We start from the raw sequence: 22,008 nt of genomic DNA, 5'->3' as shown, positions 1-22,008 counted from the left end.
GCGGGTTCGAACTCGACCCGGCGGTCTGCCTCGGAGCGGACCGCGCGTGCGGTGATCGATTCGGGGTGGAGGCGCTCGCGCAGGACGCGGGCGCGTTTCCAGAGGTTCGCGTTGGTCAGCTGCTCCGCGGCCGGCAACACCGCCTCCAGGAACGCCGCCCGCCCTGCGGTCGGTACGTCGCTGAGTTGGTCGATGATCGTCTGCGCGTGCCGGGCTGAGATGCGGCCGGCCTCGAGCGAGGCCAGCACGGCCGGTGCGTCGTTCACGAGCCGTTCCGCGTCGTTCGTCGCCCGCTGGACGGTCCGTTCAGGTGTTCGAGTCGCCATCGCGAGCGCCGCACAGGTGGAGCGGCGGGAGAGCGCCAGGCGTTCCGCCGGCGGGAAGATCGCCGGGACCGTGGCGTCTGCGAAGGCATCCGCGTAGGCGGCAGAGCGGGCGAGCAGGCGGGCCTCCTCGGCGTCCAGAGCCGCGCGTCGTCGGTGGATGTCCGCGTATTGGTCCGAGAACTCCGCGAGGCGCGCGGCGTGCTCGTCGCCAGCGCGGATCGCGGTGAGGGTGGTCTCGATCATGGAACCAGTCCACCATGGACCACTGACATTCCAGATGCTGAGTTGTCTCGGTTGTGGAAGTCTCCTCGCGTGCCCTTCGACAGGCTCAGGGACCGGGACAGGATCGCCGGAGCAGGAGGTCCCTCGTGCGCCCTTCGACAGGCTCAGGGACCGGCGGAGGCATGCCGGGTTCGTGAGGTTCTCCGCAGGCCCTTCGACAAGCTCAGGGACCGGAGGAAGGGTGCCGGAGCGGGATGTTCCTTGTGGCCCTTCGACAGGCTCAGGGACCGGCGGAGGCATGCCGGGTTCGTGAGGTTCTCCGCAGGCCCTTCGACAAGCTCAGGGACCGGCGGAGGATCGCCAGAGCGAGATGTTCCTCGTGGCCCTTCGACAAGCTCAGGGACCGGAGAAGGTTGCTCAGGGACCGGAGAGGGTTGCTCAGGGACCGGAGAGGGTTACTCAGGGGTCGGGATGAGGCATACCGGGTTCGTCGGGGTCTCCGTGGGCACCTCGCCACTTCGACAGGCTCAGTGCGGCGCGGCTCAGGGACCGGCGGTGCACTCCCGCCCGACGCTCGCCACCCCAACGACAAATCGCCCCATCCTGAGGATGAGACGATTTGTCCGTGGCGAGTGAGGGATTCGAACCCCCGAAGGCTGAGCCGTCTGATTTACAGTCAGATCCCTTTGGCCGCTAGGGTAACTCGCCAAGCGCGCCCGACCGACTTTCGAACAGCCAACCGAAAGCGCTTGACCAATATAGCCGTCAGACCGCCGGACGCGAAATCAGCATCGGCATCCGTCATCGGGCCCCTCAGCGCTTGTCGGACGGCGCGGCTTCGGCGTACTCGTTCGCCGCGGCGGCGACCCGCCGAAGGTACTCGGGCGACGAGTTGTACGCCCGGATCCCACTCAGCCAGCCATCCTCCGTCCGCATGTCGTAGTCGCTCGCCCGGCAGAGGTAGTTCGCGGCCGCCATCGCCGCGTCGTCGAGGTTCTGCGGGTCGAGCACGCCGTCACCACTCGCGTCGGTCCCCCAGTTCTCCCACGACTGCGGGATGAACTGGAACGGCCCGACGGCACGGTCGTGGACCGGGTCGCCGTCGATGACCCCCTGGTCGGTGTCGGTGATCTCCTCGGTCTCGCCACCAGTGAGCGGCACACCGAAGATCGGCGGCGTCACGACGCCGTCCTCGCCGAGCTTCGAGCCGTCGTGGCGGCCGTGGTCGCTCTCGGCGAACCCGACGGCCGCGATCGTCGTCCAGCCGATGCCGCACTCCGGCGTCAGCTCGGCCTTGCGGATGGCGGCACCGGCATAGGACCGCAGGGCGCGCTCCGGGATGCCACTCGCCTCGGCGACCTCGGTGATCCACTGCGGGTCGGCGAGGTCGACGTTCGCGACACCACCGTCGGGGGCGTCGCTCTTCGGCGGGAGCTCGACGGGGACCGCATACCGGACAGGGTCCGGCTCGGGAGCGCAACCGCTCAACGCGAGCACACCGATCACCAGGGTCGCTCCGGCGAGCGCCCCTCGTCGTCCGACGATGGTCCGCTGGTCTTGCTTCACCGGGCTGCGCATCGCATCCACCCAACCACACCTGCCTGAGCGGCACCGGCGCTACCATGGTCCACATGGCAGATTCATCGTTTGACGTCGTGAGCAAGGTCGACAAGATGGAGGCGGACAACGCCCTCAACCAAGCGCACAAGGAGGTCGAGCAGCGGTACGACTTCAAGAACGTCGGTGCCTCGATCGCCTGGAGCGGCGAGAAAATCCTCATGAAGGCCAACACCGAGGAGCGCGTGAAGGCGATCCTCGACGTCTTCGAGTCCAAGCTCATCAAGCGCGGCATCTCGCTGAAGAGCCTCGAGGTCGGCGATCCCTTCGCCAGTGGCAAGGAGTACCGGATCGAGGCGACCCTCAAGGAGGGCATCAGCCAGGAGATCGCGAAGAAGGCCAACAAGCTCATCCGCGACGAGGGCCCGAAGTCGGTCAAGTCGCAGATCCAGGGCGACGAGCTCCGCGTCTCGTCGAAGAGCCGTGACGATCTCCAGGCCACCATGGCGCTGCTGAAGGGCGCCGACCTCGACATCGACCTCCAGTTCGTCAACTACCGCTAGCAGGTCGGTCGCGGTCGATCACCTCGATCGCGTCATGATCCGCGCCTGACCCACTCTCTTCATCGGAGCACTCGATTCAGCGTGCTCCCGTTCGGCAGCCCGCCGGATGAATTGAATCCTGCGCGAGCGGGATCGATGGTTGGAGTGGAGCTGTGGATCACCGGACACCCGCGGACGGGTCGCATCTCGAACTCTTCCGGACCTCGCGTGCCGGCCAGGAGGTCGGCGTCCCGTGCTGGTGCGCGATCGGCGGGAACCACAGCTACGCCGACTGGCTCGCCGCCGGGCGACCGGATCCGCGGCGTCCGCGACGAGGTCTCCCGCCCGCTGAGCGCTAGCGGTCGGCGTTCGGCGGTGCTGCGAGGTAGCCGCGTGCCCACGTGACGATCTGCTCGAAAGCGCGGCGTCTGACGGCCTCCTCCGACAGGAAGACGTCGTGCAAGGCGCCATCCAGGCGCACGATCGTGACCGTCTCGCCGAGGTCGAGTGCGCGTTCCGCGACCGCGTCGACGTCGAGCGCCGTGTCGCTCCGCATCATCGCGTCGTTCCACCGCGGCAGCAGGACGCTCCGTGCCGACAGCAGCGTGAGCGCCGGCACACGCAGCTGCAGGCCCGCGTCGACGAGCCGATGCCCTCGCAGGATCGCGTTCAACCACCCCGGATGCAAGGGGAAGCCGTGGAGCGGCCGCCAGGCGAAGTCGTAGTCCCAGGCGCCGTCCATCGTGCTCGACACGGAGCGGGTGTAGAACCCGAGGTCGACGGCGGGGAGCTGCGCACGCGGATCGATCCGCGATCCGGCTTGGACGAGCGGGGCGATCGCGAGCCGTCCGAGCTGCCTCGCCTGGAATTCGAGCCACGGACTGTTCAGCACGAGACCGGCGACGCGATCCTGGTTCCTGGCCGCCCAGAGCGACAGCGTGAGCCCGCCGGTCGAGTGGCCGAGGAGGACGAGTCGGCGCCGGTTCCGACGCCCGGTGGCGTGGTCGTCGGGGCCGTGCCCCATCACCGCGAGCGCGACCTCGATGTCCTCGTCGTAGGTGCGGAGGTCGTCGACGTATCCCGGCGTCTGGTGCGGACGGAGGCTCCGGCCGTACTTGCGCAGATCGAGCGCGTAGAACCGCGCGCCGAGCCTGGCCCAGAATCGCGCGAAGTGGCGTTGGAAGAAGTAGTCGGACCAGCCGTGGACATACAGCACGTCTATGCCGTCCGCAACGTCGGGCAACAGGAACTCGCTGAGCTGCTCGAGGGGCGGCATCCGGTAGCGGACGAGGGTCGCGACGACGTCGCCCTCGTCATCCGGTTCGAGGGTCAGCGTGCGCTGCTGGAAGCCCTCGCCGAGGATGTCGGCGGCCCACCCTCGAGATCCGGCCATACCGTCACGTTACCCCGCCCGGCGATCGGGGGTCGGATGGTCGGGCTCACGCGCCGACCATCCGACCCCCGACTACTGCTGGTACGGGTTGTGCTGCTGCGGTGCCTGCGGCTGCTGTCCGTAGGGCTGCTGCGCCTGACCGTACTGCTGCGAGCCCTGGTCGTGCTGCCCCTGCTGGTGCTGCCCCTGCTGGTGCTGCCCCTGCTGCTCGTGCTGACCCTGCTGGAACTGCTGACCGTGCTGCTGACCATTGTGCTGCTCGTGCGGAGCGTCGGCGAGCCCCTCGGGTGCGACGAAGCGCGTCACGAGCACGGCACCGATCGTGAGGAAGCCCGCGAGGGTGACCCCGTAGAGGATCGGCGAGAGGAAGCCCTGGTTGACGAAGAACGCCGGCGTACCGTACTGCTCGACCACGCCACGCACGATGGTGACGATGAGCACGACGAGCAGCATGACACCGGTTCCGACGGCTGCGGCGATGCCGACCGACTGGATCAGGTCGCGAGCGGTGCGGACGCGCGTGAGCGGTCGGACCATGATGAGGATGAGCGCGGCTCCCGCACCCCAGAGGGCGATGTTCACGAGGTTGGCACCGAAGCTCAGCAGGACGTCGCCGACGGGGTAGTACTCGGAGATGCTGAAGAAGGACCCGATGAGGCTGACCAGGGCGACGGCCGCGGCGATACCCGCTGCGATGCTGACCGACACGAGCGCGAGGCGCGTCTCGCGGGCGCGCGGGTTCGGCGCCTTCTGCGGAGCCTGAGCGTACTGCTGCGGCTGACCGTACTGGCCCTGCTGCGGCTGACCGTACTGGCCCTGGGGGGCGCCGTACTGACCGGTCTGCTGCGGCTGACCGTACTGCCCCGTGTCCTGGCCGTACTGGCCGGTGTGCTGCGGCTGGCCCGGGTGCTGCGGCTGGCCGTACTGGCCCTGCTGCGGCTGACCCCACTGGCCCGCCTGCTCACCGGTCTGCGGCTGACCCCACTGGCCACCCTGCTGCGGAGCCGGAGTCTGCTGACCCGTCTGGTCCCACTGCTGCTGAACGGGATCCGGGTGCATCTCGCCGTAGCGCGGCTGCTGCTGTTGCTGCTGCTTGCCGTCGGCGACGAATGCCGGCGGTTCGGACGGCGGTACGGACGTCGGCTGCTCCGACGGGACGTTCTGGGGCGCGTTGGGGTCGGTCATTCGTCCAGCATAGTGACCGACACTTGTCGGAACCGGGTTCCGTCGAGCGGCTTGACGCGGAGCGATCGGCCGGATCGAGACCATCGCGGGTGCGGTTCAGGCGGACGGTGTCCCGGTGCCCGATGACTGCGCCCGCGAGATCGACACCATCTCCTCACGCGGCACCACCTTGATGCGGGCACGACCCTGTGGTTCACCGAGCGCGATCTCGTGCTGGTCGAGGAGGTGCCAGCCCTCGAGGTCCGTGTAGGCCACGCCGCGCGACTCGAGCAGCGCGACGACGGCCTCCTCCTCAGGTTCGGCCGGCGCCCACCAGTCCGCCTGGTCGTTGATGACGTGACCGATGGTCTCCATCGCGTCCGACTTCGTGTGGCCGATGAGGCCGACCGGACCACGCTTGATCCACCCGGTCGCGTAGACGCCCGGGACGCGCTCGTTGCTCTCGGGGTGGAGGACCTTGCCCTCGTGGTTGGGGATGACGCCGTGCCGCGAGTCGAAGGGCACGCCGGGCAGCGGGCTTCCGAAGTACCCCACCGCGCGGTAGAGCGCCTGGATCGGGACCTCGCGGATCTCACCCGTGCCCTCGACCCCGCCCTGACCGTCGGGTCTCGTCCGCTCGTACCGGAAGGCGGCGACCTTGCCGGAACCGTCGTCGACGACGTCGAGCGGCTTCGCGTAGAAGTGCAGGTGCAGTCGGCGCGAGGCCTGGCCGGTCTCGCGCTTCCGCCACTGCTGCAGGACGCGGTCGATGACCATGACCTGCTTGTTGCTCGCCACCGCCGCCTTCGACGCCTCGTCGTAGTCGAAGTCCTCGTCGGCGAGGATCATGTCGACGTCGTTGAGTTCCCCGAGCTCGCGGAGCTCCAACGGCGTGAACTTCACCTGCGCGGGCCCACGACGCCCGAAGACGTGCACGTCGGTCACGGGCGACTGCTGCAGCCCCTCGTGGACGTTGGCCGGAATCTCGGTCGGGAGCAGGTCCTCCGGGTGCTTCGCGAGCATGCGGGCGACGTCGAGCGCGACGTTGCCGTTGCCGATCACGGCGATCGACTCCGCCTCGAGTGGCCAGGTGCGGGGGACGTCGGGGTGTCCGTCGAACCAGCTCACGAACTCGGCGGCGCCGTACGACCCGTCGAGGTCGATCCCCGGGATGTCGAGCGGGGCGTCCTCGACGGCACCCGTGGAGAAGATCACGGCGTTGTAGTGGTGCTTGAGGTCGTCGAGCGTGATGTCGACGCCGAAGCGGACGTTGCCGAAGATCCGGATGTCGCCTCGGTCGAGGACGTCGCGGAGCGCGTTGATGATCCCCTTGATACGCGGGTGGTCGGGCGCGACGCCGTAGCGGACCAGGCCGTACGGGGCCGGAAGCTGCTCGAAGAGGTCGATGGAGACGTCGAACTTCCGTTCCGCCTTCAGGAGGATGTCCGCCGCATAGATGCCTGCGGGTCCTGCGCCGACGATGGCCAGCCTGAGCTTGGTCACGGTGGTTCCTTTCGTGTCCCCGTGCGGGGTTCCGGGTGTGGCCGGTGAAGCGCTCCGGCCGTCATGCATGCGCGTCTGGGATGCCGTGCCGACCCGGTGGGGCGGCGGCGCCATCAACTCCTTCGGTCGACGATCGCCTTCGCGAAGTGCACGAGCGCCTTCTTGACCGAGCCGTCGGGCAGCGGTGCCAGTGCCGCGATCGCTTCGTCGGCCCACTGCCGGGCCTCGGCGAAGGTCCGCGCGGTCACGGCGTGGTCGCGCAGGGTGGCGACGAGCGCGGCGAAGCGGACGGGGTCGTGGTCCGTCTCCGTGACCTCGGCGTCGAGGCGGGCGACGAGCGCCGCGGCTTCGGGGTCGGCGACGGCCTCGCGGCGCAGGTAGAGCATGGGGAGGGTGACGACGCCGGCCCGCAGGTCGGTGCCGGGGACCTTGCCGGTCTCCTCGGGCTGCGGCGACAGGTCGATGACGTCGTCGATGAGCTGGAAGGCGATGCCGACCTTCTCGCCGAACTCGACGACCGCGCTCTCGTACACCTCGGGGGCGTTGGAGAAGATGACGCCGCTCCGGGCCGCGGCGGCGATGAGCGACCCGGTCTTGTCGGCGAGGACCTGGATGTAGTGCTCGACCTCGTCCTGACCCTCGCGAGGACCGGTGGTCTCGTGCAGCTGCCCCAGCACGAGGCGCTCGAACGTGGCGGCCTGGATCCGGATCGCCCGCTCGCCGAGGTCGGCCATGATCTGGCTGGCGCGCGCGAACAAGAGGTCGCCGGTGAGGATGGCGGTGTTGTTGCCGAACACCTGGTGGGCGCTGGGGACGCCGCGACGCTTGTCGGCGTCGTCCATGACGTCGTCGTGGTAGAGCGAACCGAGGTGGGTGATCTCGATGGCCTCGGCCGCCCGCAGGACGTTGTCGGTGATGCCGTCGCCGAGCTGGGCGATGAGCATCGTGAGCAGCGGGCGGACCCGCTTGCCACCGGCCTCGAGCAGGTAGCGTGCGGTGACGTCGACGAGGTCGTCGGTGAACCCGAGCTGCTCCTCCAGACCGATCTCGAGGCGGGCCACGCCGTCGTCGATGGTCTTGGCGAGCTTCCGGTCTGCACCGGTCGCGAACATGCGTTCGGCAAGCCCGGCCTGGCTGGCCAGGTTGCTGACACGGCGGGTCGCGCTGGGATTCACAGCTCTAGCCTAGCCGGGGCAGCCCGTCACCTGTGCCGGAGGACCGGAATCCACGGGCGCGATCAGGCGATTGGCAGCTGTGGTCGGACCACACAGCTCTCTTCAGCGGAGTCGCACGCCCTCGGCGTCGTAGAACGCCAGATGCGGGAACTCGTGCGCGAGGTCGAGCAGCATCGAGTATCCGTCGGTGTTGAGCGGCGGCCAGGTCCAGGCATCGACGCCCTGAGCGGTCGGCAGCGCGGCGCGGAAGAGGCCGGCTTCGACGCCGGTCCCGAGGTGTTTCGGCGGCACGACGACGAGGGCGATCCTGGCCGACGGCCCGGACGCCACGAACTGGAGCCGCGCACCGGTCGCGTCGTCTCGCACGATGAACTCGCGGGTACCCGGGGTGTCCGGCGGGATCTCGGTGGTGTCGTAGCGCTCGTACGGCTTCGCGAACGCCGACTTCGCCCGCTTGGCGTTCAGGAGGATGACGACGAGCACGAGACCGACGATCGCGATGCCCCAGATCCACGGGCCGCCTGGCAGGGTGTCCAACATCCCACCAGTATGCCCGGCCCGCCTGGACGACACCGGGAGATGCGCCCTTCGACAGGCTCAGGGACCGGAGGGTGTCTCAGGGACCGGAGGTCAAGCTCAGGAGCCCGAGGTCAGGCGAGACCGCCGTCGACAGAGCGGCCGTACTCGATCGGCTCGTCTGGCACGAGGACCTCGGTGTCGCGGTTGAGGCTCTCCCCGCGGAAGAAGGGCCGCGAGGACTTCCGGCTGTACCAGAGCAGCATGAGCACGAAACCGAAGGCCAGCGAACCGACACCGATGACGAACGTGCCGCCGACGCCGAACAGGACCGTGTAGCCGTAATCGACGTCGAACATGTCGATGCAGCTCTGCACGAAGGCGAAGGTGAGCATGAGCGCCCCGAGGAGCGGGAAGAGGCCCTTGAAGAAGAAGTCCTGCGCGGAGCGGAAGAGCACCTTCCGGAAGTACCAGACGCACGCGTACCCGGTGATGCCGTAGTAGAAGGCGATCGCGAGTCCGAGGGAGAGGATCGAGTCCGCCAGGATGTTCTCGCTCACGAGCGTCATGCCGACGTAGTAGACGATGGCGACGATACCCATGACGAGCGTCGAGAAGGACGGCGTCTTGAACGTCGGGTGGACGGTTGCGAACCGTTTCGGCAGCGCCTTGTAGGCCGCCATCGCGAGCGTGCCGCGCGCCGTCGGGAGGATCGTCGTCTGCGTCGACGACACCGCCGAGATGAGTACGGCGACGACGAGGATCCACGCCCACGGTCCGAGCACGAGGTCCTTCAGCGCCAGGAAGATGTCGTTCGCGTTGTCCTCGTTGGCGAGGCCGGTGCCCGTGGTCCCGAGGCCGGCGTAGACCATCGCGGCGACCGTGACGGTGACGTAGGTGACCAGCAGGATGACCGTGGAGATGACCGCCGCGCGGCCCGGGATCTTCTGCGGGTCCTTCGTCTCCTCGTTCAGGGCGAGGCACGTGTCCCAACCCCAGTAGATGAAGAGTGCGAGCAGCACCGCCTCGATGAAGCCGTGGTAGTCGGTGAACGCGAACGGGTTGAACCAGTCGAGCGAGATCGGCGTCGCGTCGGGCGCGGTGCCGTTCGACGCTCCGATGAAGGCGAACACCGCGAACAGCACGAGTGCGAGGTACTGGACCGCCAGGAGGATGTTCTGGATCCGCTCCCCCAGTTCGATGCCGCGGTACGACACCCACGTCATGAGGGCGATGAACACGACACCGGTCGCGGTGACGAGCGGGACGTTCGAGGCGAGGGAGCCGTCACCGATGAGCAACCACAGGTACTGCCCCGCGATCTGTGCGAGGTTCGCGAGCACCACGATGCCGGCGAGCGCGACGCCCCACCCTCCGATCCAGCCGGTGACCGGGCCGAAGGCCTTCGTCGCCCAGGTGAAGGTCGTGCCGCAGTCCGGTACGTCGCGGTTCAGCTCGCGGTAGGCGAACGCGATGAACAGCATCGGGATGAAGGCGACGATGAAGGCGATCGGCGCCTGGGCACCCACGGCGAGCACGACGAACCCGAGCGTCGCGACGAGCGAGTACACCGGCGCGGTCGAGGCCAAGCCGATGATCACGGAGCCGAAGAGACCGAGGGTGCCGGTGGCGAGACCCTTGCCGCCGGTGGGTGATGCCGGCTGCGACCCGCGGGCCGTGTCCTGTGCTGTCATGACGGAACGGTAGGGCCGGGCGCACACGTGTGTCAATGCTCCCGTTCGGGACCGGGCTACGGAATCAGTCGCGCCGACTCGCGGCAAGTGACGGGATCAACAGGTTCCACCCCTCGGTAATGCCGAGACGAACCCCGCTGGTGACGAGACTCAGGCCGGCTTGAGTCCCCGGTGCAGGGCGACGATCCCGCCGGTGAGGTTGCGGTACGCGACGTGCTCGTAGCCCGCTTCGCGCAACCAGGCGGCCAGCTCCGGCTGGCTCGGCCAGGCGCGGATCGAGTCGTTCAGGTAGGTGTACGCCTCGGCGTTCGAGGAGGCCACTCCGGCGACGAGCGGCATGACCCGCTCGAGGTAGAGGTTGTAGGCGGCGCGCATGGGCCCGAACGTCGGCGTGGAGAACTCGCAGATGACGATCCGGCCACCGGGCTTCGTGACCCGGAGCATCTCGGCGAGGGCGTCCTTCGGCCGGACGACGTTGCGGAGGCCGAAGGAGATCGTCGTGGCGTCGAACTCCTCGTCTGCGAAGGGCAGGTCGGTCGCGTCGGCCTCGACGAACTGGATGTCGGAGCGGTCGGCGTACTTGTCGCGACCCACGGCGATCATGCCGGGCGAGAAGTCGGCGGCGACGACATGCGCACCGTTGCGGGCCAGCGCCGCGGAGGACGTGCCCGTGCCGGCTGCGAGGTCGAGGATGCGCTCACCGGCGGCCGGACCGACCGCGCGAGTGGTCGCGATGCGCCACAGGGCGTCGTTCCCGACGGAGAGGACCGCGTTCATGCGGTCGTACTTCGTCGAGACGTCATCGAACATGGCCGAGACCTGCTCGGGCTGCTTGGAGAGGTCGGCGCGGTTCACCCGTCCATCCTACGTCCGCGCCGCTGGGAGCCGGCCGTCCGAGCACGGCTCCCAGGCTCACGCTCAGTAGTCGATGCGTCCGTGCCGATTGTGGAACTCGCCGGTGGGACCGTCCGGACCGAGTAGGGCGAGCGCGACGGTCGCGTCCGTCCCCTCGGTCACCGTCTGGTGGCCTCCGTGTCGGTTGAAGTCGGTCGCGGTGTAGCCCGGGTCGCTCACGTTCACCCGGAACCCGGGCAGGTTCTTCGCGTACTGCACGGTGAGCGTGACGACGGCCGCCTTCGACGCGGCGTACGGGATCGTCGGCACCGCGAACTCGTCGGCCTCCTCGGAGGTGAGGAAGCGCGGCCAGCCCACCCCCGAGGCGACGTTCACGATGACGGGTCGGGACGAACGGCGCAGGAGGGGCAACGCCGCCTGGGTGACGCGGACGACACCGACGACGTTCGTGTCGAGGACGTCCTGCATCGACTCCGGGGTGAGGTCGTCCACGCCGAAGGACGTGCCGAGCACGCCGGCGTTGTTGATGAGCACGTCGAGCTCCGGAATCGCTGCGAGCGCCGCGTCGACGCTCGCCTGATCGGTGACATCGAGTTGGACGGGGTGGGCGCCGAGCGCGGCGACGGCATCGCCGCGGCCCAGGTCGCGCATGCCGGCGTAGACGGTGTGGCCGGCGTCGATCAGTCGGCGTGCGGTTTCGAGTCCGAGGCTCTTGTTGGCCCCGGTGATGAGTGTGGTGGTCATGGGTCCATGCTCCGCCCGGCATGGTCGGTCCGCCAGGCCCCGGTCGACAGGGGGACCGGCAGTACCAGGATGCGGACCGCCACCGGGGGCACAATGGCCGGATGGACGAATTCGCCGGCGTGCTCCGGGCCTGGCGCGAACGGGTATCCCCTGCCGAGGTCGGTCTCCCCGCCGGCCCGGGAAGACGGACGGCCGGCCTGCGTCGCGAGGAGCTCTCCGCCCTCGCCGGCATCAGCGTGGACTACATCGTCAGGCTCGAGCAGGGTCGCGCCAAGAACCCGTCGCCGCAGCTGCTGCGGGCCCTCGCGGTCGCACTGCGGCTGACGGATCAGGAGCGCGACCACCTCTACCGCGTCGCCGGAGCCGCTCCACCGCCGCCCGGGGTCGTCCCGCGGCACATCGGTCCGGGCGTGCAGCGCATCGTCGACCGGCTCGGCGACGTGCCGCTGGCGGTCTTCTCCGCCGCTCACGACATCCTGCTCTGGAACCCGCTGTGGGCCGCGGTGAACGGTGACCCCTCCGCCCTCGTCGGCGACGATCGCAACCTGGTGTGGCGTCACTTCACCGCGGGGCACGACGGCACGGACTTCGACGAGCAGCATGCGGAGGAGTTCGCGAGCGACCTCGCCGCAGACCTCCGGGCCGCGGTCGGGCGCTACCCGCGGGATGACGAGCTCGCACGACTCGTGGCCCGGCTGCGATCGGTGTCGCCCGAGTTCGAGCGGCGCTGGGCGGAGGCCAGGGTCGCGGAGCACCGGGCGAGCCGGAAGACGGTCACGCGGACGCCGGTCGGACCGATCACCGTCGACTGCGACGTCCTGTCCACACCGGGCGGCGACCTGCGCATCGTCGTGTACACGGCGGCACCGGGCACCGAGGACGCGGCGAAACTCGCACTGCTCGGGGTCACCGGGTTGCAGACGATCGGGACGTCCGGCCGGTGAACGCCCCGCCGACGAGGCCGTGACCGACCCTCCACCAGTCGGGCTGCGGCGGGGAGGGACCCCTCCTGCGCGGGCGTAGGGTTGAACGGTGACCATTCCCCTGACCTCGTCACTGGTCGCCCAGACCGTCGCCATCGACGACCCGCGCCAGCTCCTCCCGTTCGCCGACCAGACCTCGCCGCTCCTCTGGGTGCGGAAGGGATACGGGCTGGTCGGACTGGGTGAGGCGCTCCGCCTGGAGTTCTCGGGTCCCGACCGGTTCACGCGTGCCGCGGCGGCCTGGCGGGACGTCTCCGCTGCCGCAGTGGTGACGGACGAGGTCCGGCGGCCCGGGTCCGGCTTGGTCGCGTTCGGCACGTTCGCCTTCGACGACGAGTCCTCCGCGACGAGCGTCCTCATCGTGCCGCGCACGATCATCGGCCGGTACCCCGACGCGAGCTTCATCACACGGGTCTCCCTCGGCGACGGCGCCGAGGACGTCGATCCCGTGACCACGGCGTACGGGCCGGAGTACCGCATCCAGCTGACCCCCGGCGTGCAGAGCCGCGAGGGCTACCTCGACTCGGCCGAGCGCGCCATCGCCCGCATCCAGGCCGGCGGCCTCAGCAAGGTCGTGCTCGCACGCGACCTGGCCGGGCACCTCCCCGCGGAAGCGGACCGCCGCCGAGTGCTCCACGACCTCGCCCTCGGCTACCCCGACTGCTGGACCTACGCGGTCGACGGCTTCATCGGCTCGAGCCCGGAGACGCTCGTCCGAGTGGATCGGGGTGCCGTCTCGGCACGCGTCCTCGCCGGCACGATCTCGCGTGGTCCCGACGCCGAGAGCGACCACGACCAGGCCGTCGCACTCATGACGAGCGCGAAGGACCAGGGTGAGCACCGGTTCGCCGTGCAGTCGGTGCTGACCGCCCTGCAGGCCCACAGCCCCCAGTTGCGCCGCAGCGAGGTCCCGTTCACCCTCAAGCTGCCGAACCTCTGGCACCTCGCGACCGACATCGACGGACGACTCTCGGACGGCTCGTCCTCGCTCGACCTCATGGACGGCCTGCACCCGACGGCCGCCGTCGCCGGGACCCCGACCCGCGACGCCGTCGCCCTCATCCGCGAGCTGGAACCGTTCGACCGCGGTCGCTACGCCGGTCCGGTCGGGTGGGTGGACGCCTCGGGTGACGGCGAGTGGGCGGTCGCCCTCCGGTGTGCGCAGATCGCGCCGGACGGCGACATCACGGCCTTCGCCGGCTGCGGCATCGTCGCCGACTCGGACGCCGCGACGGAACTCGTCGAGACGAAGATGAAGTTCCGTCCGATCGTAGAGGCCTTCGGCTGAGCCGAGGCCCCACGGCCTCAGCTCGCCGCGAGTCGTGCCTGCTCGACGGCGATGTCGTAGTCGGCCGCCGGCCACTGCGGATCGATGTCCTCGAGGGCGTCGAGTAGCAGCCGTTGGACCGCGATGCGCGCGTACCACTTACGGTCCGCCGGCACGACGAACCACGGGGCGGCCTCGGTGCTCGTGCGCTCGAACGCCACCTGGTAGGCGTCCTGATAGGCCGGCCACAGCTCGCGTTCGTCCACATCTCCGGGGTTGTACTTCCAGTGCTTGTCCGGACGCGCGAGCCGGTCGGCGAGCCGTTCCTTCTGCTCGTCGGCGCTGATCTGCAGCATCACCTTGACGATGCGGGTGCCGCTCGCGACGATGCCCGCCTCGAAGTCGTTGATCGCCCCGTACCGGCGCTCGATCTCGTCCGGCTCCGCGAGCTGACGCACCCGACCGATGAGGACGTCCTCGTAGTGCGAACGGTCGAAGACGCCGATCTGACCGGGCTTCGGCAGGTGCGGCTCAACCCGCCAGAGGAAGTCGTGGGAGCGCTCCTCCTCCGTGGGCTTCTTGAAGGCGTAGTGGTGCACGCCCTGCGGGTCGACGGAGCCGACGACGTGCTTGACGATGCCGCCCTTGCCCGCCGTGTCCATCGCCTGCAGGACGAGGAGCACCGCTTCCGGGGCTCCCTGCGTGCTCGCCGCGAAGAGTCGCTCCTGCAGTTCGGACAGGGCGGGCACCCCCGCGTCGAGCTCGAGCCGGCCCTGCTGCTTGTCACCGTCGAAGCCCGGTGTCGACCGGGGATCGACGTCGGCGAGGCTGAACCCCTCCCCCACGCGCAGCGTGTCTCGGGGTGGTGCCGTCCAGGTCGATGCGTGCTTCGATGCCGTCATCCGCCCATTCTGGCCGCAGGTCGCGTCGGAAGTCGACCCCTGCGACGGCCGCCCTTCGACAAGCTCAGGGACCGGGATGGAACTCAGGGACCGGGATGGAACTCAGGGACCGGGATGGAACTCAGGGATCGGGATTGAGCTCAGGGATCGGCGGATCAGGCTCGCGGCAGCGGGACCTCGATGAGGACGGGACCGGTCACCGGCGCGGTGAACGCCTGGTCGAGCTCCGTGCGGGTGCGGGCCGAGCGGTACTCCCAGCCGTAGGCGGTCGCGAGCGACTCGAGCCGGACGTGCTGCGGCGTGTACTGGACGCGGTCGAAGAGCGCTCCGGGTGCGCTCTGGGCTACTTCGAGTGCGTCGAAGATGGTGCCACCCCCGTCGTTGCCGACGATCACCTGGAGACGCGGCGCGACGCCGTCGTCCAGGAGCAGCGCGCCGACGTCGTGGAGGAAGGCGAGGTCACCGAGGAGCACCCGCGTCACCCCTGGGCCTCCGTCGGCCTGGCTCGCCAGCGCGATCCCCGTGGCGGTGGCGATGGTGCCGTCGATGCCCGCGAGTCCGCGATTGGCGTGCACGCTGATCTTGCGGCCGGGGACGAGACCGTCCGCCACGCGGATGAGCCTCGACGCGCCGACGACGAGGCGGTCGTGCGGCCAGGTGGCACGCCAGACCGCGTCGACGAGGACCTCGCGGGTGACCGGGAGACGGACGGCGTCGAGCTCGGCCCGGACGGAGGCCAGTCGCTCGGCGGGTGTCGTCGAGTGCAGCCCGTCGAGATCGGGGGCTGCGGGCGAGGGGTCCACCACCCGCTCGCGGGATCCGACGACCCAGGCGCCGAGCCAGGCGCGATCCGCGGGACCCGCCTCGACGGCGACGGAGGACACGATCCGGTCGGCCCGTCGTCCGGGGTTGTAGACCTCCGCTCCGGCCGGGGCGACGACGATCGTCTCGACCTGCGGCTGCTGGAGCAGGAGTGGGACCTCGCGGCTGAGGGTCGGATGGCCGAAGACGACGACGCGCTCGACGGCCTCGCGGTAGTCGTCCTCGCGCAGTAGCTCCCGGTAGGCGGCGATGACGTTCCGCCCGAACCGGGATCCGCTCGACACCTCCGCGATGAGCGGCCATCCGCCGTCCGCCGCGAGCTGCTCGGCGGCCGGGCCGGCTTGGTGCCCGGCGACGACGAGGGTCCTGGGTCCGCGCTCGAGGACGAGATGCGGTCGGCCCGGGTAGCGCGGTGCGTGCGCGGTGTCGTCCGTCTCGACCGGGGCGTCGGGGGCTGCCTCGGCGACGACCGCGGCGAAGCTGCCCGAGAGCGGCTCCCGGAAGGCGAGGTTCAGGTGCACCGGGCCCGGATCGAGGACGTCAGTCGCGGCGCGGTACGCCCGCTGGGCGAGGTCGCGGGCGGTGTCCTGCTCACCGGCGTCGCCGGTCGGGGCCTCGACGACCACGGCGAGGCGCGCGGCGAACCCGTAGAGGTCGTCCTGCTTCGTCGTCTGGTTCGCCCGGATGCCGTGCGCCTCGGCCGGCCGGTCGGCGGTGAGGACGATGAGCGGGACGCGCGAATGATGCGCCTCGAGGACCGCCGGATGCAGGTTCGCGGTCGCCGTCCCCGAGGTCGTGATCACGACGGCCGGGCGGCCGGTCTCCACGCCGAGGCCCAGGGCGAGGAAGCCGGCGACCCGCTCGTCGATGCGCACGTGCAGGGTGATCCGTCCGGAGGCCGCCAGCTCGGCAGCGGCGAGCGCGAGCGCCTGCGACCGGGAACCGGGGCAGACGACGACGTCGGAGACACCCGCGTCGACGAACGCGTCGAGGAGTGCCCACGCGGACGCGCTGGCCGGGCTCGACGAGGGAGCCGAACCGACGGGCTCGGGAGCGGCGGACGGGTTCACGAGGCGCTCGGGGCGCCAGGCGGTCTGCGGCCGGAACCGTCGTCGGGCGTGTCGGATCCTGGGGTGGGGTCGTCGTGCGTCGTCGCATCCGGGCTGTCGCCCGATTCGTCGTCGAAGCGGTTGAGCTCGTCCTCGAGGTCGCGGATGCGCTTCGTCTGCGCGCGGTCGGCGTCGAGCTTCTTGAGGAAGTCGGGGTCGTCGTCCGGGGCTGAGCCGCGGGGCACGGCCTTCGGAGCGCGGACCCGGCCGATGATCCACCAGAGGACTCCGCCGATGACCGGCAGGAGGAGGATGGCGATGATCCACGAGGTCTTGCTGATCCCTCGGACGCGGTCGCGCGGCATCGTGGCGCAGTCGACCACCGAATACACGATGAAGACGACTGCCGCGACGGCGAGGCCGATCCAGAGACGAACCATGTCTCCATCGTAAACGCCAGGTGACGTGATTACCTGGGGTTGCCTTCAGGCGGGACGCCTAGACTTGTCTGGTGAAACGCGTTCCCGCCGCCGTCCGGTACACCATCCTCCGCCTCCTGGCGTTCGTGGTGCCGCTCCTGCTCCTCGTCTTCCTCACGGGTCTGCAGCCCTGGGTCGCCGCGATCATCGCCGCGATCATCGGGCTCTGCGTGTCCTACATCTTCCTACGCACCCCGCGGGAGACCGTCGCGCAGGAGCTCTACGCCCGTCGGCACGGCGACAAGCCGACGCCGCACGATGACGAGGACTCCGAGGACGCGGCGCTCGATGCGAGCGCGGCGGCACCGGAAGCGTCCTCAGCTGGCGATGCCCGGCGTGTAGAAGAACGCCAGACCGAGGATCACCCCGAACGCTAGCTGTACGAGTCCCGTCAGCTTGAGCGCAAGGATCTGCTCCCTGGCCGTCGTGGAGAACAGCACGATCACGCACGCCGGGATGGCGGCGAGCAGCGCGAACATCGTGAACCAGGCGATCGGGTAGAAGAGCGCGAGGAACGCGGCGATGCCGAACGGCACGAGCAGCAGGACGCAGTAGAGCACCTTCGACGCGATCCGGCCGATGAACGTCGACAGGGTGCGCTTCCCGACCGCCTTGTCCTGTTCGAGGTCGCGGAGGTTGTTGACGACGAGCGCCGCGCAGGCGATGAGGCCGGCGCCGATCGCGCCGAACCATGCCTCCTGGTTCACGGTCCCGACCTGGACGAAGGTCGTGCCGAGCGTGGCGACGAGGCCGAAGAACACGAAGACGAAGACCTCGCCGAGCGCGAAGTACCCGTAGGGACGCTTCCCGCCCGTGTAGAACCAGGCGGCGACGATCGCGACCGCCCCGACGAGGAGCAGCCACCAGAACTGGGTGAGGATCGTGAGGACGATGCCGGCGACCGCCGCGATACCGAAGAACGCCAGGGCGACGGTCAGGACCGTCTTGGGCTTCGCCGCGCCGGAACCGGTCAGTCGGCTCGGGCCGACCCGCAGGTCGTCCGTTCCGCGGATGCCGTCGGAGTAGTCGTTGGCGTAGTTGACGCCGATCTGCAGCGCGAGCGCGACGACGAGGCAGAGCAGCGCACGGACCGGGTGGTAGACCCCGGGGCCCGCGATGATCGTGGCGGCGCCGGTGCCGATGAGCACGGGGGCGACGGCCATCGGCAGCGTACGGATCCGGGCCGCACCGACCCAGTCGCCGAAGGTCGCCGGCTTCGCGAGCGGGACCTTGCGACCGCCACCGCGTGCGGGGTTGCCGGATCGTCCACCGTTCGCACCACGACCCGCCGTGCTGCGCGGTGCGGACGTCTTCTGCTGTTTCGGCGCTGCCGGCCGTGCTCCATGTGCCACGACGGCGAGTCTACCCGCGGAGCCTCGGGGCGGACCGCGTCACAAGGCCCCGGCGGCCTGGAGCGCCTGGAGGACCGCCGGAGCGATGTGCTCGGCGAACGCCGGGGTGAGGTGCACGCTGTCGTACTTCGTCGGCGTCGTCCCCGCGAAAGCCGGGCAGACGCCATCCGCACAGCTGAACGGAAGTGACGAGACGAAGCGCTCCCCGGCAGCTCCCGCCGCGGACTCGGTCGCCGCGGCGAAGTCGTTCCAGGCCGCGTCGACGCCGACGGCGCAGTCCTGCGGACTGGACACCCTCGAGTAGCAGGACCCGAGATCCGCACCGAGCGGCGGCGGCGCGAGGAACACGACGCGGCCGGGGACCTGATACGCCGCCGTCTCGGCGAGCGCCGACGCGACCATCGACGTCGTGTCGAGCGATCGGCCGTCGGTGGTGCGACCTGCGGTGAACGCGTTCGAGACGATCACGAGGTCGGGCTGGTCCGCGGCGATGCGTTCGGCGATGTCGTGCTTGCGCGTCGGGCAGTCGTCCATGACCCCGGCGCCGCTGTTCTGGATGAGGTCTTGTGTGAACCGGCACCCGTAGAGGCCGATGGTCGTGATCCGCAGCGCCCCACCGCTCTGATCGGCGATCGCGCGGAACGCCGGCGCGTAGGCGAGCGCGGTCGAGTCGCCGACGAGGTAGACGTGCTTCGGGGCGGACGCATCGCCCCAGGTGCACGAGCCGTCGTCGGGCGTCGAACCCAGGTCGAAACAGGCCCGGGCGGGGTTGGTGCTCGAGGTCGCGCGGATCGCGTCGTCGAGGCTCGGCGAGAGGTTGTCGGGCCACGCTGAGGCCTCGCTCGCGAGTTGCAGCTCCGCGGCGATGCCCTGGAGCGGGTCTCCGGCCGGGGCCGCGACGGCCGCCGGTCCCGCGGTGGTCACCGGCATGCGGAGCGCGGGACCGATGGCGATCACCGCGAGCCCGGCGACGATCACGAGCCCGACCGCCGAGTAGAGGAACTGGGAGGCGAAGCGCTCGCGCCAGGCGGCCCAGGCGGCGTCCCTGGCGTCGCGGTCGCCGTGGAAGGAACCCACGAGTGGCGTGCGGTGCAACGGCTGTTCGATGAGCAGGAAGGAGAGGACCGAGACCCCGAGGATGAGCCCGAGCATCCCCGGGACCGTGCTGAGGGCGGTGTCGGGGACGAGCATCGGCACGAACACGAGGATCGGGAGGTGCCAGAGGTAGAGCGAGTAGGAGATCGCTCCGACGCCACGGCTCAGCGGGTTCGCGAGCGGGAACATCCAGCGCGGGTACGCCGGGCCGGCTCCGGTCCCGGCGGCGATGAGCAGCATCGCGGCGATGACGGGGGCGACCGCCCAGGGGCCGGGGAACCCGATCGACCCGGTGATGAGCAGCGCGGATGCGACGATGCCGACGAGCCCCGCCCATCCGGCAACCACCCGGAGCGCCAGCGGCAACCGGCCGAGGAGCGGTGCGGACACGGCCAGGAGTGCGCCGGCCCCCAGCTCCCAGACCCGCGCGCCGGTCGCGAAGTACGCGGCCTGCGGAGCCGCGCCGGACTGCCACACGGCGACGGCGAAGGAGGCCGCGATGAGGACGACGAGGACGCCACCGACGACGAGGCGCGAGCGCAGCACGGGTCTGGCTCCGCGGGCCGCGACGGCGAGCAGGACGACGAGCAGCACCGGCCACACGAGGTAGAACTGCTCCTCGATCGAGAGGGACCAGAAGTGCTGCAGCGGTGACGCGGCGTCCGTCGCGTGGAAGTAATCGGTGCCCGACGCCTCGAAGCGCCAGTTCGAGACGAGCAGCGCGGCCGACAGCGCGTCCCACCAGGTCGCAAGCGCCCGCGGGGCGTTGAAGAGCCAGGACGCCAGCGCGGCGGTCGCGGCCAGGACGACGAGCGACGCGGGCAGGATCCGCTTGATCCGCCGCCCGAAGAAGGCCGGTAGGGAGATGCGTCCGGAACGCTGGTGCTCGCGCAGGAGCAATCCGGTGATGAGGAAGCCGGAGATCACGAAGAACACGTCCACGCCCACGAAGCCGCCGGCCGGCCAGCCGGTCGCGTGGGCGAGGATCACCGCGGTCACCGCGAGCGCCCGCATCCCTTGGATGTCGGCGCGGAACGCCGTGGTCGGCCTCGTGGGCGCAGCGCCCGTGTCGGTCCCCGTTGTCACCTGTCGTCGTCCCCCGGCTGCGGTCGCTCGTCGACACGCATGGGAGAGCATGCCCTATGCGACAACCGCCTGCAAACCGGCCGTCGCGGTCACGCGGAGGACGGGCTCAACCCAGGCGTGAGCGGAGCGCGACGAGGTCGGGTTTGCCGCTCGCGAGCAGCGGCAGCTCGGCCAGACGGACCAGTCGGGCGGGGCGCGCCGGGCGGCCGAGCGCCTCCGCGACGGTGTCCCTGGCGGTCTGCAGCAGCGCGTCGTCCGCGCGCTGGTCGAAGGCCCTCCCGGCAACCGTCACGATCACGGACGCCTGGCCGAACCGCTCGTCGGGGACGGCGACGACGACGGCCTCGGCCAGCCCCGGCACCGACCGGACGACCGCCTGGACGCGGTCGAGGGAGATGTTCACCCCGCCGCTGATGATCACGTTGTCGGCCCGCCCGGTCACCCGGACGACGCCGTCGACGAGCTCGGCGGTGTCGCCGGTGCGGTACCACCGGCGGCCGCCGTCGTCCGGGAAGGCGGTCGCCGTGCGGTCCGGTTCGCCGAGGTAGCCCTCGGCGAGCACCGGTCCGGCGATGAGCAGCTCCCCGTGCACCAGCCGGGGTTCGACACCGGGGAACGGCACGCCGTCGTACAGACAGCCGCCGGAGGTCTCGCTCGAGCCGTAACTCCGCACGACGCGGATGCCGAGCGCTGCGGACCGTTCGAGCAGTGGGGCGGGGGTGGCCTGTCCCCCGACGAGCAGCCCGGCGAGTCCGGCGAGCGCGTCACGCACGGAGGTGCTGGTCTCGGCGGCGTCGACGAGCATGCGCAGTTGTGCCGGCACGAGGGCGGCGAAGCCGGCATCGGCGTCGAGCCGCTCGACGAGTCCGCAGAACGCCCGGGCGTCTAACGATCCCGCCGGGGCCTCGATCGGCCTCGTCCCGGCGACGATCGACCGGAGCAGCACGTTCACGCCGGCGATGTAGTGCGTCGGGAGCGCCAGGATCCACTGCGAGGAACGGCGGTGGGCCTCAGGGCCGCCCAGGGCCACTGCGGAACCCGCCGCGCTGGCCAGGAGGGCCTCAACCGAGAGGGCGACCCGCTTCGGCACGCCCGTCGAGCCGGACGTCTCGATCACGAGGGCCACCCGGTCGTCGACCACGGCCGGTGCCGCGGACGATCCGGGTTGCGCCGGCAGGACCGCGGGTCCGGAACCGTCGAGCGCCGTCTCCAGGGCCGCGAGCATCGCCGAGGCGGACGCGTCGACGGGGAGCAGCTGACGGGTCATGGATTCAGCGTACGC

General features: G+C 70.2%; 20 protein-coding genes and 1 tRNA gene. 4 read left to right on the top strand and 17 right to left on the bottom strand.

Annotated elements, in window-relative coordinates:
* From B9Y95_RS18185 to B9Y95_RS18175, 3 genes are all read right to left on the bottom strand, one after another.
* On the bottom strand, positions 1 to 569 hold a 569-nt coding region (locus tag B9Y95_RS18185), incomplete at its 3' end, for a DUF222 domain-containing protein (RefSeq protein ID WP_159453449.1).
* Between the two features lie 605 nt (positions 570 to 1,174).
* Positions 1,175 to 1,256, bottom strand: a tRNA-Tyr gene (locus B9Y95_RS18180).
* A 105-nt stretch (positions 1,257 to 1,361) separates the two neighbouring features.
* Positions 1,362 to 2,114 carry a lytic transglycosylase domain-containing protein gene (locus B9Y95_RS18175; RefSeq protein WP_200811438.1) on the bottom strand — a complete coding sequence of 251 codons (753 nt, stop codon included), beginning with the start codon at positions 2,112 to 2,114 and terminating at the stop codon, positions 1,362 to 1,364.
* A gap of 65 nt (positions 2,115 to 2,179) precedes the next feature.
* Between B9Y95_RS18175 and B9Y95_RS18170 the strand changes: the two genes are divergently transcribed.
* Positions 2,180 to 2,668 carry a YajQ family cyclic di-GMP-binding protein gene (locus B9Y95_RS18170; protein ID WP_056014685.1) on the top strand — a complete coding sequence of 163 codons (489 nt, stop codon included), beginning with the start codon at positions 2,180 to 2,182 and terminating at the stop codon, positions 2,666 to 2,668.
* A gap of 334 nt (positions 2,669 to 3,002) precedes the next feature.
* Here the strand turns inward: B9Y95_RS18170 and B9Y95_RS18160 are convergent, their stop codons facing one another.
* The 8 genes from B9Y95_RS18160 to B9Y95_RS18125 form a co-directional block, all read right to left on the bottom strand.
* The gene (locus B9Y95_RS18160) at positions 3,003 to 4,040 is read right to left on the bottom strand and encodes an alpha/beta hydrolase (protein WP_085514041.1); all 1,038 of its coding nucleotides are present in this window, start codon (positions 4,038 to 4,040) and stop codon (positions 3,003 to 3,005) included.
* A 72-nt stretch (positions 4,041 to 4,112) separates the two neighbouring features.
* Positions 4,113 to 5,225, bottom strand: a complete 1,113-nt coding sequence (locus B9Y95_RS20910) for a hypothetical protein (protein ID WP_085514040.1) — start codon at positions 5,223 to 5,225, stop codon at positions 4,113 to 4,115.
* Positions 5,226 to 5,321: 96 nt separating this feature from the next.
* Complete coding sequence (locus B9Y95_RS18150) at positions 5,322 to 6,707, bottom strand: FAD-dependent oxidoreductase (RefSeq protein WP_085514039.1); 1,386 nt, start codon at positions 6,705 to 6,707, stop codon at positions 5,322 to 5,324.
* A 113-nt stretch (positions 6,708 to 6,820) separates the two neighbouring features.
* Positions 6,821 to 7,882, bottom strand: a complete 1,062-nt coding sequence (locus B9Y95_RS18145; RefSeq protein WP_079706663.1) for a polyprenyl synthetase family protein — start codon at positions 7,880 to 7,882, stop codon at positions 6,821 to 6,823.
* A gap of 102 nt (positions 7,883 to 7,984) precedes the next feature.
* On the bottom strand, positions 7,985 to 8,422 hold the full coding sequence (locus B9Y95_RS18140; protein WP_085514038.1) for a hypothetical protein: 438 nt from the start codon (positions 8,420 to 8,422) through the stop codon (positions 7,985 to 7,987).
* A gap of 110 nt (positions 8,423 to 8,532) precedes the next feature.
* The gene (locus tag B9Y95_RS18135) at positions 8,533 to 10,092 is read right to left on the bottom strand and encodes an APC family permease (RefSeq protein ID WP_085514037.1); all 1,560 of its coding nucleotides are present in this window, start codon (positions 10,090 to 10,092) and stop codon (positions 8,533 to 8,535) included.
* Between the two features lie 150 nt (positions 10,093 to 10,242).
* Positions 10,243 to 10,947, bottom strand: coding sequence for a demethylmenaquinone methyltransferase (locus B9Y95_RS18130; RefSeq protein WP_085514036.1), 705 nt, complete (start codon positions 10,945 to 10,947; stop codon positions 10,243 to 10,245).
* Positions 10,948 to 11,010: 63 nt separating this feature from the next.
* The gene (locus tag B9Y95_RS18125) at positions 11,011 to 11,691 is read right to left on the bottom strand and encodes an SDR family NAD(P)-dependent oxidoreductase (RefSeq protein ID WP_085514035.1); all 681 of its coding nucleotides are present in this window, start codon (positions 11,689 to 11,691) and stop codon (positions 11,011 to 11,013) included.
* A 101-nt stretch (positions 11,692 to 11,792) separates the two neighbouring features.
* On the opposite strand from B9Y95_RS18125, the gene B9Y95_RS18120 reads away from it, so the two are divergent.
* Complete coding sequence (locus B9Y95_RS18120; RefSeq protein ID WP_085514034.1) at positions 11,793 to 12,635, top strand: helix-turn-helix transcriptional regulator; 843 nt, start codon at positions 11,793 to 11,795, stop codon at positions 12,633 to 12,635.
* Between the two features lie 88 nt (positions 12,636 to 12,723).
* The gene (locus tag B9Y95_RS18115) at positions 12,724 to 13,962 is read left to right on the top strand and encodes an isochorismate synthase (protein WP_234994171.1); all 1,239 of its coding nucleotides are present in this window, start codon (positions 12,724 to 12,726) and stop codon (positions 13,960 to 13,962) included.
* A gap of 17 nt (positions 13,963 to 13,979) precedes the next feature.
* Here the strand turns inward: B9Y95_RS18115 and B9Y95_RS18110 are convergent, their stop codons facing one another.
* From B9Y95_RS18110 to B9Y95_RS18100, 3 genes are all read right to left on the bottom strand, one after another.
* Positions 13,980 to 14,843: a polyphosphate kinase 2 family protein gene (locus B9Y95_RS18110; protein WP_085514033.1), complete on the bottom strand. Its 864-nt coding sequence runs from the start codon at positions 14,841 to 14,843 to the stop codon at positions 13,980 to 13,982.
* Positions 14,844 to 14,998: 155 nt separating this feature from the next.
* Positions 14,999 to 16,735 (bottom strand): 2-succinyl-5-enolpyruvyl-6-hydroxy-3-cyclohexene-1-carboxylic-acid synthase, encoded by a 1,737-nt coding sequence (gene menD / locus B9Y95_RS18105; protein ID WP_085514032.1) that lies wholly within the window; start codon positions 16,733 to 16,735, stop codon positions 14,999 to 15,001.
* Positions 16,732 to 17,154, bottom strand: coding sequence for a PLD nuclease N-terminal domain-containing protein (locus B9Y95_RS18100; RefSeq protein ID WP_085514031.1), 423 nt, complete (start codon positions 17,152 to 17,154; stop codon positions 16,732 to 16,734). Before B9Y95_RS18100 ends, menD begins: the two co-directional genes overlap by 4 nt.
* A 71-nt stretch (positions 17,155 to 17,225) precedes the next feature.
* On the opposite strand from B9Y95_RS18100, the gene B9Y95_RS18095 reads away from it, so the two are divergent.
* Entirely contained in the window at positions 17,226 to 17,570 is a 345-nt protein-coding gene (locus B9Y95_RS18095; RefSeq protein ID WP_085514030.1) for a DUF4229 domain-containing protein, read from the top strand.
* Here B9Y95_RS18095 and B9Y95_RS18090 read toward each other — a convergent pair.
* The 3 genes from B9Y95_RS18090 to B9Y95_RS18080 all read right to left on the bottom strand — a co-directional run bounded on the left by B9Y95_RS18090 (position 17,511) and on the right by B9Y95_RS18080 (position 21,993).
* Positions 17,511 to 18,545 (bottom strand): 1,4-dihydroxy-2-naphthoate polyprenyltransferase, encoded by a 1,035-nt coding sequence (locus B9Y95_RS18090; RefSeq protein ID WP_085514029.1) that lies wholly within the window; start codon positions 18,543 to 18,545, stop codon positions 17,511 to 17,513. The two genes, B9Y95_RS18095 and B9Y95_RS18090, sit on opposite strands and share 60 nt — an antisense overlap.
* Positions 18,546 to 18,584: 39 nt before the next feature.
* Positions 18,585 to 20,726 (bottom strand): acyltransferase family protein, encoded by a 2,142-nt coding sequence (locus B9Y95_RS18085; RefSeq protein WP_234994170.1) that lies wholly within the window; start codon positions 20,724 to 20,726, stop codon positions 18,585 to 18,587.
* 106 nt (positions 20,727 to 20,832) lie between these two features.
* Positions 20,833 to 21,993 (bottom strand): AMP-binding protein, encoded by a 1,161-nt coding sequence (locus B9Y95_RS18080; RefSeq protein WP_085514027.1) that lies wholly within the window; start codon positions 21,991 to 21,993, stop codon positions 20,833 to 20,835.
* Between the last annotated feature and the right edge of the window lie 15 nt (positions 21,994 to 22,008).

The organism is Plantibacter flavus (genome assembly GCF_900177615.1).
GTDB classification, from domain to species: Bacteria; Actinomycetota; Actinomycetes; order Actinomycetales; family Microbacteriaceae; genus Plantibacter; species Plantibacter flavus.
Note: the sequence above shows the minus strand (reverse complement) of the source record. Positions and strands in the feature narration are given on the sequence as shown.